12 protein-coding genes and 1 tRNA gene are annotated in these 15,198 nt (G+C 54.4%); 9 read left to right on the plus strand and 4 right to left on the minus strand.

Annotated elements, in window-relative coordinates; translation table 11 throughout:
• Nucleotides 1–222: 222 nt before the first annotated feature.
• The 3 genes from V6942_RS16550 to V6942_RS16560 all read left to right on the plus strand — a co-directional run bounded on the left by V6942_RS16550 (nucleotide 223) and on the right by V6942_RS16560 (nucleotide 4,564).
• Nucleotides 223–1,650 carry a glucose/sorbosone family PQQ-dependent dehydrogenase gene (locus V6942_RS16550; protein WP_333501505.1) on the plus strand — a complete coding sequence of 476 codons (1,428 nt, stop codon included), beginning with the start codon at nucleotides 223–225 and terminating at the stop codon, nucleotides 1,648–1,650.
• Nucleotides 1,651–1,719: 69 nt separating this feature from the next.
• On the plus strand, nucleotides 1,720–3,864 hold the full coding sequence (gene pqqU / locus V6942_RS16555) for a TonB-dependent receptor PqqU (protein WP_333501506.1): 2,145 nt from the start codon (nucleotides 1,720–1,722) through the stop codon (nucleotides 3,862–3,864).
• 313 nt (nucleotides 3,865–4,177) lie between these two features.
• Nucleotides 4,178–4,564 (plus strand): hypothetical protein, encoded by a 387-nt coding sequence (locus V6942_RS16560; RefSeq protein WP_106924218.1) that lies wholly within the window; start codon nucleotides 4,178–4,180, stop codon nucleotides 4,562–4,564.
• A 349-nt stretch (nucleotides 4,565–4,913) separates the two neighbouring features.
• Here the strand turns inward: V6942_RS16560 and V6942_RS16565 are convergent.
• Nucleotides 4,914–4,988 (minus strand) — tRNA-Arg (locus V6942_RS16565).
• A gap of 75 nt (nucleotides 4,989–5,063) precedes the next feature.
• The gene (locus V6942_RS16570) at nucleotides 5,064–5,972 is read right to left on the minus strand and encodes a formate/nitrite transporter family protein (RefSeq protein ID WP_333501507.1); all 909 of its coding nucleotides are present in this window, start codon (nucleotides 5,970–5,972) and stop codon (nucleotides 5,064–5,066) included.
• Between the two features lie 285 nt (nucleotides 5,973–6,257).
• On the opposite strand from V6942_RS16570, the gene mlaA reads away from it, so the two are divergent.
• Complete coding sequence (mlaA, locus tag V6942_RS16575) at nucleotides 6,258–7,013, plus strand: phospholipid-binding lipoprotein MlaA (RefSeq protein WP_106924220.1); 756 nt, start codon at nucleotides 6,258–6,260, stop codon at nucleotides 7,011–7,013.
• Between the two features lie 62 nt (nucleotides 7,014–7,075).
• Here the strand turns inward: mlaA and fadL are convergent, their stop codons facing one another.
• Nucleotides 7,076–8,392, minus strand: coding sequence for a long-chain fatty acid transporter FadL (gene fadL / locus V6942_RS16580; protein WP_181357947.1), 1,317 nt, complete (start codon nucleotides 8,390–8,392; stop codon nucleotides 7,076–7,078).
• A 372-nt stretch (nucleotides 8,393–8,764) separates the two neighbouring features.
• Between fadL and V6942_RS16585 the strand changes: the two genes are divergently transcribed.
• The 4 genes from V6942_RS16585 (at nucleotide 8,765) to sixA (ending at nucleotide 13,371) form a co-directional block, all read left to right on the plus strand.
• Nucleotides 8,765–9,049, plus strand: coding sequence for a YfcZ/YiiS family protein (locus V6942_RS16585; protein ID WP_106924222.1), 285 nt, complete (start codon nucleotides 8,765–8,767; stop codon nucleotides 9,047–9,049).
• 185 nt (nucleotides 9,050–9,234) lie between these two features.
• A complete protein-coding gene (gene fadI / locus V6942_RS16590; RefSeq protein WP_333501508.1) occupies nucleotides 9,235–10,545 on the plus strand; it encodes an acetyl-CoA C-acyltransferase FadI in 1,311 nt (436 codons plus the stop codon).
• Nucleotides 10,546–10,553: 8 nt separating this feature from the next.
• Nucleotides 10,554–12,698 carry a fatty acid oxidation complex subunit alpha FadJ gene (gene fadJ / locus V6942_RS16595; protein WP_420107853.1) on the plus strand — a complete coding sequence of 715 codons (2,145 nt, stop codon included), beginning with the start codon at nucleotides 10,554–10,556 and terminating at the stop codon, nucleotides 12,696–12,698.
• 187 nt (nucleotides 12,699–12,885) lie between these two features.
• Nucleotides 12,886–13,371 (plus strand): phosphohistidine phosphatase SixA, encoded by a 486-nt coding sequence (sixA, locus tag V6942_RS16600; RefSeq protein ID WP_106924225.1) that lies wholly within the window; start codon nucleotides 12,886–12,888, stop codon nucleotides 13,369–13,371.
• 144 nt (nucleotides 13,372–13,515) lie between these two features.
• On the opposite strand, the gene smrB is transcribed toward sixA, so the two are convergent.
• A complete protein-coding gene (smrB, locus tag V6942_RS16605) occupies nucleotides 13,516–14,067 on the minus strand; it encodes an endonuclease SmrB (protein WP_106924226.1) in 552 nt (183 codons plus the stop codon).
• 164 nt (nucleotides 14,068–14,231) lie between these two features.
• On the opposite strand from smrB, the gene prmB reads away from it, so the two are divergent.
• The gene (gene prmB, locus V6942_RS16610) at nucleotides 14,232–15,164 is read left to right on the plus strand and encodes a 50S ribosomal protein L3 N(5)-glutamine methyltransferase (RefSeq protein ID WP_106924437.1); all 933 of its coding nucleotides are present in this window, start codon (nucleotides 14,232–14,234) and stop codon (nucleotides 15,162–15,164) included.
• Nucleotides 15,165–15,198: the final 34 nt, after the last annotated feature.

Consider the following 15,198-nt stretch of genomic DNA (forward strand, 5'->3'; position numbering starts at 1 on the left):
GTTTTGTGTGAGAGGGTTTAATTTGCCTTAAGTTTATTGATAAAGCACTGGGTTTATTGACAGTGTTTTTTGCTAAATTAAATTTTACCCATAGTATGTTACTTACGATAACTTTTAAGAAAACTTTTCATAATTTGACAAAATATTTCGAGACGACAATAGTTGTTCTATCCCGGTAATCTCAGAAATGATGAGATTATTTCATATGGTATGGAGTGAATAATGTTTAATACTCGAACAAAACGCATTAGCCAGGCTGTCGCGTTATCCATTGCCCTGTGTGGCGTTTCCTATGCAGCGAAAACGACGCACGCCGACTCAGCTAAACATCCTGAAGTCCAGACGGCAGAACCTTTCTCTGCACACGTGCTGGTCAGCGGTCTTGATGCGCCGTGGGATATGGTATGGGGCCCGGATGGCTACCTGTGGGTCACTGAACGTAAAGCCGCTGCTATCGATCGTATTAACCCCAAAACCGGTGAGAAAAAAGTCGCGATTACGCTGAGCGGTGTGCATATTGGCCCGCAGCATGAAGGCGTACTCGGCCTGGCGTTATCGCCTGAATTTATGAAAGCCGGCGGCAATAATTACGTCTATACCGCTTATACCTATATGGACGGGGATCAGGAACACGCCAAAATTGTCCGTCTGGAATATGACGAAAAAACCCAAAAACTGGGGAATGAAAAAGAAATTCTTGCCGGCTTCCCGGCAGGAAACGATCACAACGGTGGGCGCCTGCGTTTTGGACCTGACGGTAAACTTTATTACACCATTGGTGAACAAGGACATAATCAGGGCGCTAATTTCTGCAAACCGATCGATGCCCAGCGTATTCCGACTGAAGCCGAGCTGAAAAATAAAGACTATTCCGCTTATGCCGGTAAAGTGTTGCGCCTGAATATTGACGGCTCAATTCCGGAAGATAACCCGGTGATCCACGGCATTAAAAGTCACCTGTTTACCTATGGTCACCGTAACCCGCAGGGACTGGTCTTCGTTGGCAATACGCTTTATTCCTCCGAGCAGGGGCCTTCATCGGATGATGAGCTGAATATCCTTGAGCCCGGCGGCAACTACGGTTGGCCGCAAGTTGCAGGTTTCCAGGACGATCAGGCTTACGTCTATGCGAACTATTCCAAAGCAGAAAATTGCCCGTCGCTGAAATGGGATCCGAACCATATTCCAGCCGGGGTTCCTGTACAGAAAGAAACCGAATGGAAAGCCGACGACTTTAAAGCGCCGATCAAAACTTTCTTCACGGTCCGTCAGGGCTACAGCTACAGCGATGCCAGCTGCAGCGGCGATTCAGCCTATATTTGCTGGCCGACTATCGCACCGTCCAGCGTCACTTACTACCCGGCGGACGGCGTGATTAAAAGCTGGCGCAACTCGCTTATCGTGAGCTCAATGAAAAATGGCTCGCTGTATCGCGTGCTGCTGAATGCCGATAAGAAAAACGTGCAGGGTGATGTGGCAAAATACTTCCACACCGCTAACCGCTACCGCATGGTCGTCGTCAGCCCGGATACGCGTAAGCTCTTCGTGGCGACCGATAACTTCGGTAACGTGATGGATGAGTCTAACCATCCGACGCATAACCTTAGCAATCCAGGTTCGATTATCGTCTTCGAATATACCGGCAAGTAACCGACTCACTGGCGAATACCCTGCGGGTATTCGCCAGATTTCCTTTCCCTTCGATAGCAATACGTCTACATGAAATTAACTCTGCAGCTTTCCCGGCTGGCGACCGCCGTCGCCCTGGCCCCGGTTTCCTGCGCCTACGCGCAAACGGCCTCTTCAGACGCCAGCTCTGCTGGAGAACAAACCATGATCGTCAGTGCGGCAGCCGATGGAGGGCTGTCCGCGCTGGATACGCCGGCGGCCGTCGCCGTTGATTACGGTGATGATATGCGCCATGCCGCACCGCGCATAAACCTGTCGGAGGGTTTGGCCGACGTGCCCGGCCTGCAGATCCAAAACCGACAGAATTTTGCTCAGGATTTACAGATGTCCATCCGCGGCTTCGGCGCGCGTTCGACTTTCGGTATTCGCGGTCTGCGGCTCTACGTTGATGGTATTCCGGCAACCATGCCTGACGGGCAAGGGCAATTATCCAACATCGATATCGGCTCCATTGAACACGTTGACGTACTTCGAGGGCCGTTTTCGGCGCTGTATGGCAACGCATCTGGCGGGGTGGTGAATGTCGAAACCGAAACCGGCCGCCAGCCGACGACCCTTGAAAGCAGCAATTATTACGGCAGTTTTGGTAGCTGGCGAACCGGGCTTAAGGCGAGCGGCGCGTCTGGCGATGGTACCCGGGCGGGCGACGTCAATTATACGGTTTCCAGCAGCCGCTTCTCGACCCATGGTTTTCGCGATAATAGCGCCGCGCATAAAAATTTGCTGAATGCGAAACTGGGCGTCAAGCTGAACGACACCGGCAACCTGACGCTGCAACTCAACAGCGTTGATATCACCGCCGACGACCCGGGCGGATTAACCCGCGCAGAATGGAAGGACAACCCAGCCCAGGCGCCGCGTGGTGAGCAGTACCGTACGCGCAAAACGGTCAAACAGACTCAGGCTGGCCTGCGCTATCAGCAGGGGCTCAGCGATCGCGACGATCTTAGCGTGATGACCTGGGCTGGCATCCGTGAAACGGTCCAGTATCAGTCTATTCCCTATTTCGTTCAGCAGCGCAGCGAATCTCACCCCGGCGGGGTCATCGACCTGACGCGTCGGTATCAGGGGATTGATACGCGCTGGACACACCACGATGACAGCGGTTTTATCCCTTACGCCATCACCACCGGCCTTGATTACGAGACGATGACCGAACAGCGCAAAGGCTATGAGAACTTTGTTTATCAGAACGGCGTTTACGATCTCGGCACCAAAGGTGATATGCGACGTAACGAACGTAACCTGATGTGGAACCTCGATCCCTACATTCAAACGCACTGGCAGCTCACCTCAGCCCTGGGGCTGGACGCCGGGGCGCGCTATAGCTCGGTATGGTTTGATTCCAACGATCGTTATGTCGTAGGTAAAAATGGTGATGATAGCGGCGAAGCGAGCTATCACAAGTGGCTTCCGGCGGCAGCGCTGAAGTATGCCATGACGCCGCAGTGGAACGTTTACCTCTCTGCCGGGAGGGGGTTTGAAACGCCGACCATTAACGAGCTGTCCTATCGTCCCGATGGTCAGTCCGGGCTTAACTTTGCTCTGCAACCGGCCACTAACACCACCGTTGAAGCAGGCAGTAAATGGCAGGTGGGCACCGGGATGGCGAGCCTGAGCGTCTTCAATACGGACACGAAAAATGAAATTGTCGTTGCCGCCAGCGACAATGGCCGTACGTCCTATCAGAACGCGGGCAAGACGCGCCGCCGCGGGGTCGAACTGGGATGGGATCAGCAATTTGCGCCCGCCTGGCGCGCCAAACTGGCGTGGACGCTGCTGGATGCGACCTACCGTGAAAACGCCGGCGATGCTATTCAGAGCGGCAATCGGATCCCGGGGATTGCACGTAATAGCGCCTATGCCTCCTTTGGCTGGGTGCCGGAAGAGGGATGGTACGCTGGCGCTGAAGTCCGCTATATGAGCGATATTCAGGTCAACGATGCCAATAGCGAGCAGGCGCCAGCCTATACGGTGACGGCACTGAATACCGGCTATAAATATGTGCTAGATAACTGGACCGTTGACCTCTATACGCGCGTTGATAACCTGTTTGATAAGCGCTACGTCGGCTCTGTTATCGTCAACGAGAGCAACGGACGCTATTATGAACCGGCACCGGGCCGTAACTATGGCGTTGGGCTATCGGTCAGCTATCAGTTTGATTCGCTGTAACAATACGGCTGCCGGAGAGTGCCATTGAGGTGAGGCTCCGGCAGCGGGTAAAGGCGATGGGATAGGCGTTGATCCCTGGTCCTGCGTTTTTATGGCAACGCTTTTGTATGAAAATATAAATACTTGTTTGAGACGTGTTAAATAGATGCGGCCACATTTTACGACATACAGGAAATTCGTTTTCACTATGTCTTAATTAGTGCCTATTAATTTCAGGTAGTGCCTTGTTGGCCGGTGATATCTGACGAGAAATAGGTATTTTATATCAACAGGTATATACTCTTACGGTGCCTCACTGGAGAGGGTTTGACATATGGCTATTCATCATCTTTCATTAAATCGTGTAACAAAAATAACAATTGATTTTATTCTCGCGGAAAAAACGAGACGGTTGATTGGCAACGATAATGATAAAATTCAATGCGATATCACGCCGTTGCCCGTTGGCGCTAATAATGTTGCATATCTTTTAAAAAATGGGGTTGATGGGGAAATTTTCCCTGAAAGCCACAAAGGCAAACGAAGCTTTATCATCATCAACAAGTATAAAGAATTTGCCCTGATAAGCTCCCGACATAAAGCCTCTCACAATAGCGACCGATTTCATATTGACCAGATATTAAGTGCCGATACCGGAAGGGTTGATGATATTAATGAGGATATTTTTATCTATTGTTCAGATTGCTCATCGGTGTCCTGACCGCCGCCTGACGTTGGCGGATGGGCTGGATAACCGCGCAGAGCCTGGGCATTTCCGTGCTGCCGAACGTATTGGCCAGGCACTGGCGGTAATCTCTCATTTTTAGGGCATACCGGCCTCATCGTCATACCGCATTGCGCAGCGATTAACCGTGTTGCCGCCGATCTCTCCCACGTCCCGCCATCCTTCCTTCTTTTTCTCTATATATGCTATGGCGTGGAACGCTGTTTGCCTGAGATTGGGTAATCGCACATCGCTAACAGCGTTCAGGCACAAAGGCGAATCGGCGCTTTTGTGGATTGAGTTGGATATTCATTGCGCAGATCGGCGGATTTTTGAAGAGGGGCGATGGTGTCCCCTGCAGGAATCGAACCTGCAACTAGCCCTTAGGAGGGGCTCGTTATATCCATTTAACTAAGGGGACGAAGCGGCACGAGTATAGCGTTTTTTGCCCGCTGGGGTAAGTGCGGTGCCGCCTGACTGGTTAAACAGTCGCCATTTAGTGCTGTTTTTCCTCATGTTTGTGTTCTTTGGCGTCATGCATCGACCGTAACCGCGCCTCTTGCTTGCGTTTGGTGCTCATGTCGTTGCGAATTTGCGCGTGGCTCATGAGAGCAAAGATAAACGTGCCGCCAACGATATTGCCCGCCAGCGTGGGGAGGGCGAAAGGCCAGAAAAAGTCGCTCCAGTGCAGTGTACCGTTGAATACCAGATAGAGTATTTCTACGGAACCGACCACTATGTGGGTGGTATCGCCGAGCGCGATAAGCCAGGTCATCAGGATAATCACCACGATTTTAGCCGCGCCGGCGGCCGGGAACATCCATACCATTGTGGCAATGAGCCAGCCGGAAATAATCGCATTAGCAAACATTTCCGTCGGGCTGTTTTTCATGACATCCAGGCCAATCTTGATAAAAGCATCGCGCGTCTCTTCATTAAATATGGGCATATATTCAAATGCCCACGCGGCGACGGCGGTACCAATAAGGTTGCCGAGCAGCACCACGCCCCAAAGGCGCAGCAGCAGGCCGATATTGCCCATTGTCAGGTTTTGCATCACCGGCAATACGGCGGTAACAGTGTTTTCGGTAAACAACTGCTGGCGCGCCATAATTACGATAATAAAGCCGAAGGTATAGCCGAGGTTCTCGAGTAAAAAACCGCCCGGCACGCCCGTCAGTTCAACGTGGAAAATCCCCTTTGCCAGCAGCGATGCGCCCATCGACAAACCGGCGGCAATGGCCGACCACAGCAGCGCCATGGCATCACGCTCCAGCTCTTTTTCGCCTTCCTGACGAATGTGCTCATGAATCGCCATGGCGCGGGAGGGAAGGCGTTCCTCATCCACTTCGATTTTTTCTCCGCTCAGCTTTTCTTCGCTTTCTACTTTGAGGTCATCCATCATGGCGATCCTGAAAAAGAAGGGTATCGCTAAAGCGTAGCGGCTATCGGTAGGCGGTGAGGTAGATATATTCTGAAAGTGCAAAAATGGTAATATTTGTTTTTTTGGGGCCGTTAGAATATAGGCGCCGCAGTGTGGTGTTTACCAGGCTATGATCAGATCAACGAAATTGGCTATACAGACATTGTCGGCGTGCTGTTACAATCACTTACACCTAAACAGGCGGACACGACCAGGTTCCGTCATGGATGGCAATCAGTGATGGCCATAATCACCAGGGAGATATTTATGAAGCTTCGCCTGTCGGCGCTTGCGCTCGGAACAACACTGCTGGTGGGCTGTGCAAGTTCCAGTACTGAACAGCAGGGGCGCTCTGACCCGTTTGAAGGTTTTAACCGTACCATGTACAGCTTCAACTTTAATGTGCTGGATCCGTACGTTGTGCGTCCGGTGGCCGTGGCGTGGCGCGACTATGTTCCGCAGCCGGCGCGTAATGGCCTGGGTAACTTCACCAGTAACCTGGAAGAGCCTGCCATCATGGTCAACTCCTTCCTGCAGGGCGACCCGTACCAGGGGATGGTCCACTTCACCCGATTCTTCCTGAACACCCTTCTCGGTATGGGCGGCTTTATTGATGTTGCCGGTATTGCAAACCCGAAACTGCAGCGTGTTCAACCGCACCGTTTCGGCAGTACGCTGGGGAGCTACGGCGTAGGCTATGGCCCGTATCTGCAGCTTCCGTTCTACGGCAGCTTTACGCTGCGTGACGACGGCGGCGATATGGTCGATACGACCTATCCAGTGCTCTCATGGCTGACCTGGCCGATGTCTATCGGCAAGTGGATGGTCGAAGGGGTGGAAACGCGCGCGCAGCTCCTCGACTCCGATGGCCTGCTGCGTCAGTCTTCCGATCCGTACATTATGGTGCGTGAAGCCTACTTCCAGCAGCACGACTTTATCGCCAACGGCGGCAAGCTGAAGCCAGCGGAAAACCCGAACGCGCAGGCGATTCAGGACGATTTAAAAGATATCGATTCTGAGTAACGAATCGATGGCAATAAAAAGGGGGGAACCGATGTTCCCCCCTTTTTATTGCCGACAAGCTATCAGAAGCGATAGTTGAAGTTGGTACCGAACAGCCAGGCTTTACCTTCAGATTTGAAGGTGTAGTTGCCTTCCTGCACGGTAACGCTCTGGCCGTGCATGTAAGAAGCGCCCACGTCGATGGAAGCATCGTCGTTAAACGCATAGGTGGTACCGGCGCTCAGCCAGAAACGGTCCTGGTCCGGAATGGAGATTGAGCGATGGTTGGCCGGAACCGGGCTATCATCAAACGCAATACCGGTACGGAAGGTCCAGTTCTTGTCGTAGTAATAGGTCGTACCCAGTGCGATACGGTAGGCGTCTTTAAAGCTCTCGTCTTTATAGAACAGTTCCTGACCGTTAGAACCGGTGGCTTTCAGCTCCTGGAATTGACTCCAGCTGGTGTAAGCCATGCTGTAGTGGATAGCCCACTGTGGCGCGATGCGGTTATAACCGGAAATTTCCCACATTTCTGGCAGGTTCAGCGTCAGAGAACCGCCGATGGTTCTGCCGTCGGTGCCGTAAGGCAGACCGGTAATGCCGCGAGCGGCGAAGAGCTGGTTACCGCGGGTGGTGATGGAGCTCTTGTAGTCGCCGTCGAAGTCAATTTTGACTTCAGAGCGGTAGGTCAGGCCCCAACGGTTGTTTTTATCCAGTTCGTACAGGATACCCGCGTTCCAGCCATAGCCCCACTCATCGCCTTTCAGATGCGCAACCTGCGAGTCAGCGCCGGTAATGCCGACCGCTTTCCCGGTCGCGCCAGGGAACATCAGGCTGGTTTCGCCAGCATAACGCTCAATTTTGGCTTTCGCATAGACGGCGTCAAAGCCCAGGCCGAAGCTCCAGTTGCTGCTCAGACGGTATGCGCCGCTCAGGTTCAGGTTAACGGTCTGCAGGTCGGTTTTACCGCCGTACATGCCGGCCGCGTAGTTATTGTTGAATTCCGTTGCCAGGCCGTAGTTGGAGGTAACAGACGCACCCCAACCAAACTGTTCGTTAATCGGCATGACAAAGTGCGCGTTAGGAACCCACGCGGTCGGTGCAATGTTATCGGCATCGGTACTGCGGCCGGTGGCCGGAGACTTGCCGGTAATATTGACGTCAGGATCGATGTAAACCGCACCGGCAGAAAATGCAGGGCGATCGAACATCATAATCAGCGCCGGGTTACGGCTGGCGTTGCCCGCATCGTCGGCGATAGCGCCTTCACCAGAATAGGCACGGCCCAGACCAGAAGACGAAAATTCATTAAGCTGGAAGCCCGCTGACCAGGCTTGGGTTGAAACAAGTGCCACTGCGACAGCAAGAGCAGACTTCGTGTAACGGGTTTTCTGGCTCATGACCATAACCTCATTGAGTTATTTTTATACAAACAATGTTACATGTAGTAACAGAAGCGCGAAGTGTAGGGGCTGGACTACGACAGAGAAATCAGACCAGTGACGAGAGTATAGGTCTGACCAGCTGGTATGTTGCAATATTGTTTATTAATTTTTTCTAAGATGTTGTTTGAAACGAGATCTGGTTGGCAAAAATGCGGGGATGGTCAAAGGCGGAGAAGTGAGAAATTTGTTTTAGATCATTTTTAATTGTGATTTCGGTCACTTATCGGCTTTCGTCACATTATCGACTGGAGGCGTGCAACGGGCGGGCGTAAAATAAGCACATCGTTTATCTGGCACCTTGAGTGCGCAAAACAGAGGAAATCTACAATGAGTAAATGTAGTGCTGATGAAACCCCGGTTTGCTGCTGCATGGACGTTGGTACCATCATGGACAACTCCGACTGCACCGCATCTTACAGCCGCGTTTTTGCTAACCGCGCTGATGCAGAAGAAACCCTGGCAGCGCTGACGGAAAAAGCGCGCGGCGTTGAGTCCGAGCCGTGCAAAATTACCGCAAACTTCAAAGACGTTGAAGGCGGCGTGCAGCTGGATATCGACTTTGTCTTCGCTTGTGAAGCCGAAACCCTGATTTTCCAGCTGGGCCTGCGTTAATCGCCCCAGGCGAATGACCTTTCTGCTCACGCCCTCGTTGCTCACGCTGCGGGGGCGTTTTCTTTATCGCTCAGTGTGTTTTAGCTCGCAATTTTTCCTCTCTCCGATTGGCTAAGTGTAAAAAATTAGTTAAGAATGTTATCAGGTCAGACCACTTGGTCGATTTCCGATAACAGGGGAGAGTTATGAGTCAGGCGTTACCGCTTATCACCCGCCAGGGCGATCGCATTGCTATTGTCAGTGGGTTACGTACCCCGTTTGCCCGTCAGGCTACCGCCTATCACGGCGTTCCCGCCGTTGATTTAGGTAAAATGGTGGTGGGCGAAATGCTGGCACGTAGCGAAATTCCCCCCGAGTTAATTGAACAACTGGTGTTCGGTCAGGTGGTCCAGATGCCGGCCGCCCCCAACATTGCCCGTGAAATTGTGCTGGGTACTGGCATGAACGTGCATACTGACGCGTACAGCGTCAGCCGCGCCTGCGCCACCAGTTTCCAGGCCGTTGCTAACGTCGCCGAAAGTCTGATGGCAGGCACGATTCGTGCGGGCATCGCCGGCGGCGCCGACTCCTCTTCCGTACTGCCGATTGGCGTCAGCAAAAAGCTGGCGCGTACCCTGGTGGATGCCAACAAAGCCCGCACGCTGGGGCAAAAGCTGAAGCTCTTTTCCCGTCTGCGTCTGCGCGACCTGATGCCGGTGCCGCCAGCGGTAGCCGAGTATTCTACTGGGCTGCGCATGGGGGACACCGCCGAGCAGATGGCAAAAACCTACGGTATTACGCGCGAACAGCAGGATGCGCTGGCAAACCGCTCGCATCTGCTGGCGGCTCAGGCCTGGGCGGCGGGCAAATTGAACGACGAGGTGATGACGGCCTACGCGCCGCCGTACCGTAATCCACTTGAGCAGGACAACAATATCCGCGCGAACTCTACGCTGGCGGACTACGCCAAACTGCGTCCGGCATTTGACCGTCAGCACGGCACCGTTACGGCGGCTAACAGTACGCCGCTGACCGACGGTGCAGCGGCGGTTATCTTGATGACCGAATCCCGCGCCAAAGAACTGGGGCTGACGCCGCTGGGCTATCTGCGTAGCTACGCCTTTACCGCCATTGACGTCTGGCAGGACATGCTGCTGGGCCCGGCCTGGTCAACGCCGCTGGCGCTCGATCGCGCCGGGCTAACGTTCGCCGACCTGACGCTTATCGATATGCATGAAGCATTTGCCGCGCAGACGCTGGCCAATATTCAATGTCTGGCGAGCGATAAATTCGCTCGCGAGGTGCTGGGCCGCAGCCAGGCCACCGGCGAAGTGGAGGAGAGCAAATTCAACGTGCTGGGGGGATCTATCGCCTACGGCCATCCGTTTGCCGCAACCGGTGCGCGCATGATAACCCAAACGCTCCATGAACTGCGCCGTCGCGGCGGCGGCTTTGGGCTGGTGACCGCCTGTGCGGCGGGAGGATTAGGTGCAGCGATGGTACTGGAGGCTGAATAATGGAAGCGATGAAATCCGCATTTACCTTTACCGTGCGCCCGGACAACGTGGCGGTGGTGACGATTGATGTGCCTGATGAAAAGATGAACACCCTGAAAGCCGAGTTTGGCGGCCAGGTGCGCGCTATCCTCCGGCAAATTCGCGATAACAAAGCGCTGCAGGGCGTGGTGTTTATCTCTGCGAAGCCCGATAACTTTATCGCCGGGGCCGACATTAACATGATTGGTCGCTGCAAAAGCGCGCAGGAAGCCGAATCGCTGGCGCGTCAGGGGCAACAGGTGATGGCGGAAATTCAGGGGCTATCAGTCCCGGTGGTCGCGGCCATCCACGGTGCCTGCCTTGGCGGCGGCCTGGAGCTGGCGCTGGCCTGCCATGCGCGCATCTGCTCCGACGACAGCCGTACGGTGCTCGGCCTGCCGGAAGTTCAGCTCGGCCTGCTGCCGGGATCGGGCGGTACTCAGCGTTTGCCGCGCCTGATTGGCGTCAGTACTGCGCTGGACATGATCCTGACCGGAAAACAGCTGCGCGCCCGTCAGGCCTTGAAAGCAGGGCTGGTGGATGAAGTGGTTCCGCACTCGATTCTGCTGGACGCCGCCGCTGAATATGTGCGTAAAGCGCGCCATGAACATCGCCGCCTGCCGGTGCGCGAGCGTATTCTGGCGGGGCCACTGGGTCGTCACCTGCTGTTCAGCATGGCGGCAAAGAAAACGGCACAGAAAACGCAGGGCAACTATCCGGCGGCGGATAAAATTTTGCAGGTTATTGAAACCGGTCTGGCCCATGGCGCCAGCAGCGGCTACGAAGCCGAAGCCCGTGCCTTTGGCGAACTGGCGATGACGCCGCAGTCGCGCGCACTGCGCAGCATTTTCTTTGCCAGCACCGATATTAAAAAGGATCCCGGCGCTCGCGTTGAGGCAGGCCCGCTGCGTTCGGTCGGCGTATTAGGCGGCGGCCTGATGGGCGGTGGTATTGCCTATGTGACGGCGATTAAAGGTAAGCTACCGGTGCGAATCAAAGATATTAACGCCAACGGTATTAACCATGCGCTGAAGTACAGCTGGGATCAGCTGGAGCAAAAGGTGCGCCGTCGTCACATGAAACCCGCCGAGCGAGATGCGCAGCTGGCGTTGATTTCCGGCAGTACCGACTACCGAGGGTTTGCTCATCGCGATCTGGTGATTGAAGCGGTATTTGAAGATCTTGCGCTCAAACAAAAAATGGTTGGCGAAATTGAACAGTACTGCGCGCCGCACACCATTTTTGCGTCTAATACCTCTTCTTTGCCCATTGGCGATATTGCTGCCCATGCGCAGCGGCCTGAGCAGGTGATCGGTCTGCATTTTTTCAGCCCGGTTGAAAAAATGCCGCTGGTGGAGGTTATCCCCCATGTGGGCACGTCAGAGCAGACGATTGCCACTACCGTGAAGCTCGCGAAGAAACAGGGAAAAACGCCGATTGTGGTCGCGGATAAAGCCGGTTTTTACGTTAACCGCATTCTGGCGCCGTACATTGCCGAAGCCATGCGCATGCTGGTCGACGGCGAGCGCGTGGAACATATTGATAATGCGTTGGTTAAATTTGGATTCCCGGTCGGGCCGATTCAGTTGCTGGATGAAGTAGGCATTGATACCGGCACCAAAATTCTTCCGGTGCTGGAAGCGGCCTACGGGGAACGTTTTAGCGCGCCTGCAACGCTGATTCAGGCAATTTTGAATGACGATCGCAAAGGCAGAAAAAATGGCCGGGGTTTCTATCTTTATGCCGCAAAAGGGCGTACAAGCAAGAAACAAGTTGATACTGCCGTTTACGCTTTGCCGGGCATGTCGGCGCGTAACGCCCGCTGCTCGGCCGAACACATTGCCGAACGCTGCGTGATGCTGATGCTCAACGAAGCGGCACGCTGCGTGGATGAGAACATTGTCCGCAGCGCGCGCGACGGCGACATTGGGGCAGTATTTGGCATTGGTTTCCCACCGTTCCTCGGTGGCCCGCTCCGCTATATGGATTCACTGGGGGCGGGTGAAGTGGTTGCCCGACTGCAACGATTGGCCAGCCAGTATGGCCCACGCTTTATGCCGTGCGATGCGCTGATGCAGCGTGCGGAACGCGGGGAGACCTTTTGGCCTGGTGATGAAACGGATTCCACGCGCTGATGTCAAAGTCAGTGAACCCTGATGAATCGCAAGGTTTCTGGCTATTTTGTAAACAGATGTTGACTATACTTACGCCAGTAAGGTAAAAATCAGCGTTTCATTCAGTGAATGGATAAGGCACAATGCCCGGCTACCGCGTCACCTTCGGGGTGACGCTGGTGCTTCTGGTTAACAAAAGCGGTGCAATATGCAAGTGTTTATTATGCGTCACGGCGACGCTGCCCTCGATGCAGCCAGTGACTCGGTTCGTCCTCTCACCGGCTGTGGTTGTGATGAATCTCGTCAGATGGCAACCTGGTTGAAAGACCAAAAAGTGGATATCGGTCGCGTTCTGGTGAGCCCTTATCTGCGTGCGGAGCAGACGCTGGAAGTGGTAGGGGAGTGCATGAACCTACCAAAAGAAGTGGATGTTCTGCCCGAGCTAACGCCGTGCGGTGATATCGGTCTGGTTAGCGCCTATCTCCAGGCTCTGGCGAACGAAGGCACATCATCGGTACTGGTGATTTCCCACCTGCCGCTGGTCGGTTATCTGGTCGCCGAACTGTGTCCTGGCGAAGTCCCGCCGATGTTCACGACCTCAGCCATTGCCTGCGTCACCCTCGACGCAAACGGACAGGGCGTCCTGAACTGGCAAATGAGCCCGTGCAATCTGAAAATGGCGAAAGCGATCTAACCGCTGATTACCCGGCTAACTGGCCGGGTAATGCCTGACTCCCCGTTGGTCTGATGCCTGTAGGCCTTATAAGCGTAGCGCCATCAGGCAACCGGGCGCAGAACGCCGCATAGCGACGTTGCTTTATCCGGCCGACATCGCGTCTTACGGCAGCTCCGGCGGCAGCCACTCTTCCACTTCAATCAGCACCAGCAGCGCGGCGTCACCGCCGTACTCTTTCGATGCCTGATGGAACGCCATAACGTGCGGGTGCTGCGCCAGCCAGAGCGGCGTTTGCTGTTTGAGAATGTGCTTACCGTGGCCGTGCATGACGCAGGCGCAGAACACATGCTCCCGGCGGCAGGCGGCAATCAGCGCGCCCAGCTCTTGTTTGGCCTGCGTTTGGGTTAACCCATGCAGATCGAGGAACAGCTCCGGCGAGTAGTCGCCGCGGCGCAGCTTCTTCAGCTCAAAATGACTGACGTCCTGGCGCACGTATTTCACCGGACCGTTGGTGTTGAGCAACGGCTGGAACTCATCGGAAAAGTAGTGGCTATTGTCCGCCTGTTCCTGCAATAGCCGCTTTGGTGGCACTTCGCTGATTTTCTTACGCTGCGGGCGATGAACGATCGTATCCTGCTTGATTTTACGCGTGCCGGTCATCAGCTGCTGGAAGAGTGCCTGATCCTCCTCGCTCAGTGAGTTTTTGTTTTTCATCAATTCTTCTCAAATTCGCCTTTTCCCCTAGTTTACCTTTTCAGCGTGCTTCCTGCAGCGAAAACGCTTTTTTCCCCGCGCCCTACGCAAGAATGCTGATTTATCGCCGTCTTCATGGCAAACTAGCCGCCGAATTTACCCCGACGCATGCCCTGGAGGACAACGTGGATAAGATTTTTGTTGAAGAAGCAGTCAATGAGCTGCACACCATTCAGGACATGCTGCGCTGGGCGGTAAGCCGCTTTAGCGCGGCCGAAATCTGGTACGGGCACGGCACCGACAACCCGTGGGACGAGGCCGTTCAACTGGTTCTGCCGACCCTGTATTTACCGCTGGATATTCCGGAAGATATGCGCAATGCGCGTCTGACCACCAGCGAAAAACAGCTGATCGTTGAGCGCGTTATTCGCCGCGTCAACGAGCGTATCCCGGTCGCCTACCTGACGAACAAAGCCTGGTTCTGCGGTCACGAATTCTACGTTGACGATCGCGTTCTGGTGCCGCGTTCGCCGATTGGTGAGCTGATTAACAATCGCTTCGCCGGCCTGATTAATCATCGTCCACAGCATATTCTCGATATGTGCACCGGCAGCGGCTGCATTGCTATCGCCTGCGCCTATGCCTTCCCGGAAGCGGAAGTCGACGCGATTGATGTTTCGGTGGACGCGCTGGCCGTCACCGAATACAACATCGAAGAGCACGGTATGATTCATCATGTCACGCCGATTCGCTCCGATCTGTTCCGTGACGCGCCGCAGCTGCAATACGATCTGATCGTGACCAACCCGCCTTACGTTGATGAAGAAGATATGTCTGACCTGCCGTCGGAGTATCGCCATGAACCGGAGCTGGGCCTGGCTTCCGGCTCGGACGGCCTGCACCTGACCCGTCGTATCTTAGGCTGCGCGCCGGATTATCTCACCGACGACGGCATTCTGATTTGTGAAGTGGGTAACAGCATGGTACATCTGATGGACCAATATCCGGATGTCCCGTTCACCTGGCTCGAGTTTGACAACGGCGGTGACGGCGTCTTTATGCTGACTAAAGCGCAGCTTGAAGCCGCGCAGCATCATTTCGCGCAGTACAAAGACTGATTTATCCAGCACGCAATAACGCAGAACAACGATA

This window comes from Kluyvera genomosp. 2 (assembly GCF_036759865.1).
In the GTDB taxonomy this organism is placed as follows: domain Bacteria; phylum Pseudomonadota; class Gammaproteobacteria; order Enterobacterales; family Enterobacteriaceae; genus Kluyvera; species Kluyvera ascorbata_B.

Excerpts from the sequence above, each read along its gene's own strand:
- V6942_RS16550 (WP_333501505.1), top strand. The coding sequence starts at position 223 with ATGTTTAATACTCGAACAAAACGCATTAGCCAGGCTGTCGCGTTATCC.
- pqqU (WP_333501506.1), top strand. The coding sequence starts at position 1,720 with ATGAAATTAACTCTGCAGCTTTCCCGGCTGGCGACCGCCGTCGCCCTG.
- V6942_RS16560 (WP_106924218.1), top strand. The coding sequence starts at position 4,178 with ATGGCTATTCATCATCTTTCATTAAATCGTGTAACAAAAATAACAATT.
- V6942_RS16570 (WP_333501507.1), bottom strand. The coding sequence starts at position 5,972 with ATGATGGATGACCTCAAAGTAGAAAGCGAAGAAAAGCTGAGCGGAGAA.
- mlaA (WP_106924220.1), top strand. The coding sequence starts at position 6,258 with ATGAAGCTTCGCCTGTCGGCGCTTGCGCTCGGAACAACACTGCTGGTG.
- fadL (WP_181357947.1), bottom strand. The coding sequence starts at position 8,392 with ATGAGCCAGAAAACCCGTTACACGAAGTCTGCTCTTGCTGTCGCAGTG.
- V6942_RS16585 (WP_106924222.1), top strand. The coding sequence starts at position 8,765 with ATGAGTAAATGTAGTGCTGATGAAACCCCGGTTTGCTGCTGCATGGAC.
- fadI (WP_333501508.1), top strand. The coding sequence starts at position 9,235 with ATGAGTCAGGCGTTACCGCTTATCACCCGCCAGGGCGATCGCATTGCT.
- fadJ (WP_420107853.1), top strand. The coding sequence starts at position 10,554 with ATGAAATCCGCATTTACCTTTACCGTGCGCCCGGACAACGTGGCGGTG.
- sixA (WP_106924225.1), top strand. The coding sequence starts at position 12,886 with ATGCAAGTGTTTATTATGCGTCACGGCGACGCTGCCCTCGATGCAGCC.
- smrB (WP_106924226.1), bottom strand. The coding sequence starts at position 14,067 with ATGAAAAACAAAAACTCACTGAGCGAGGAGGATCAGGCACTCTTCCAG.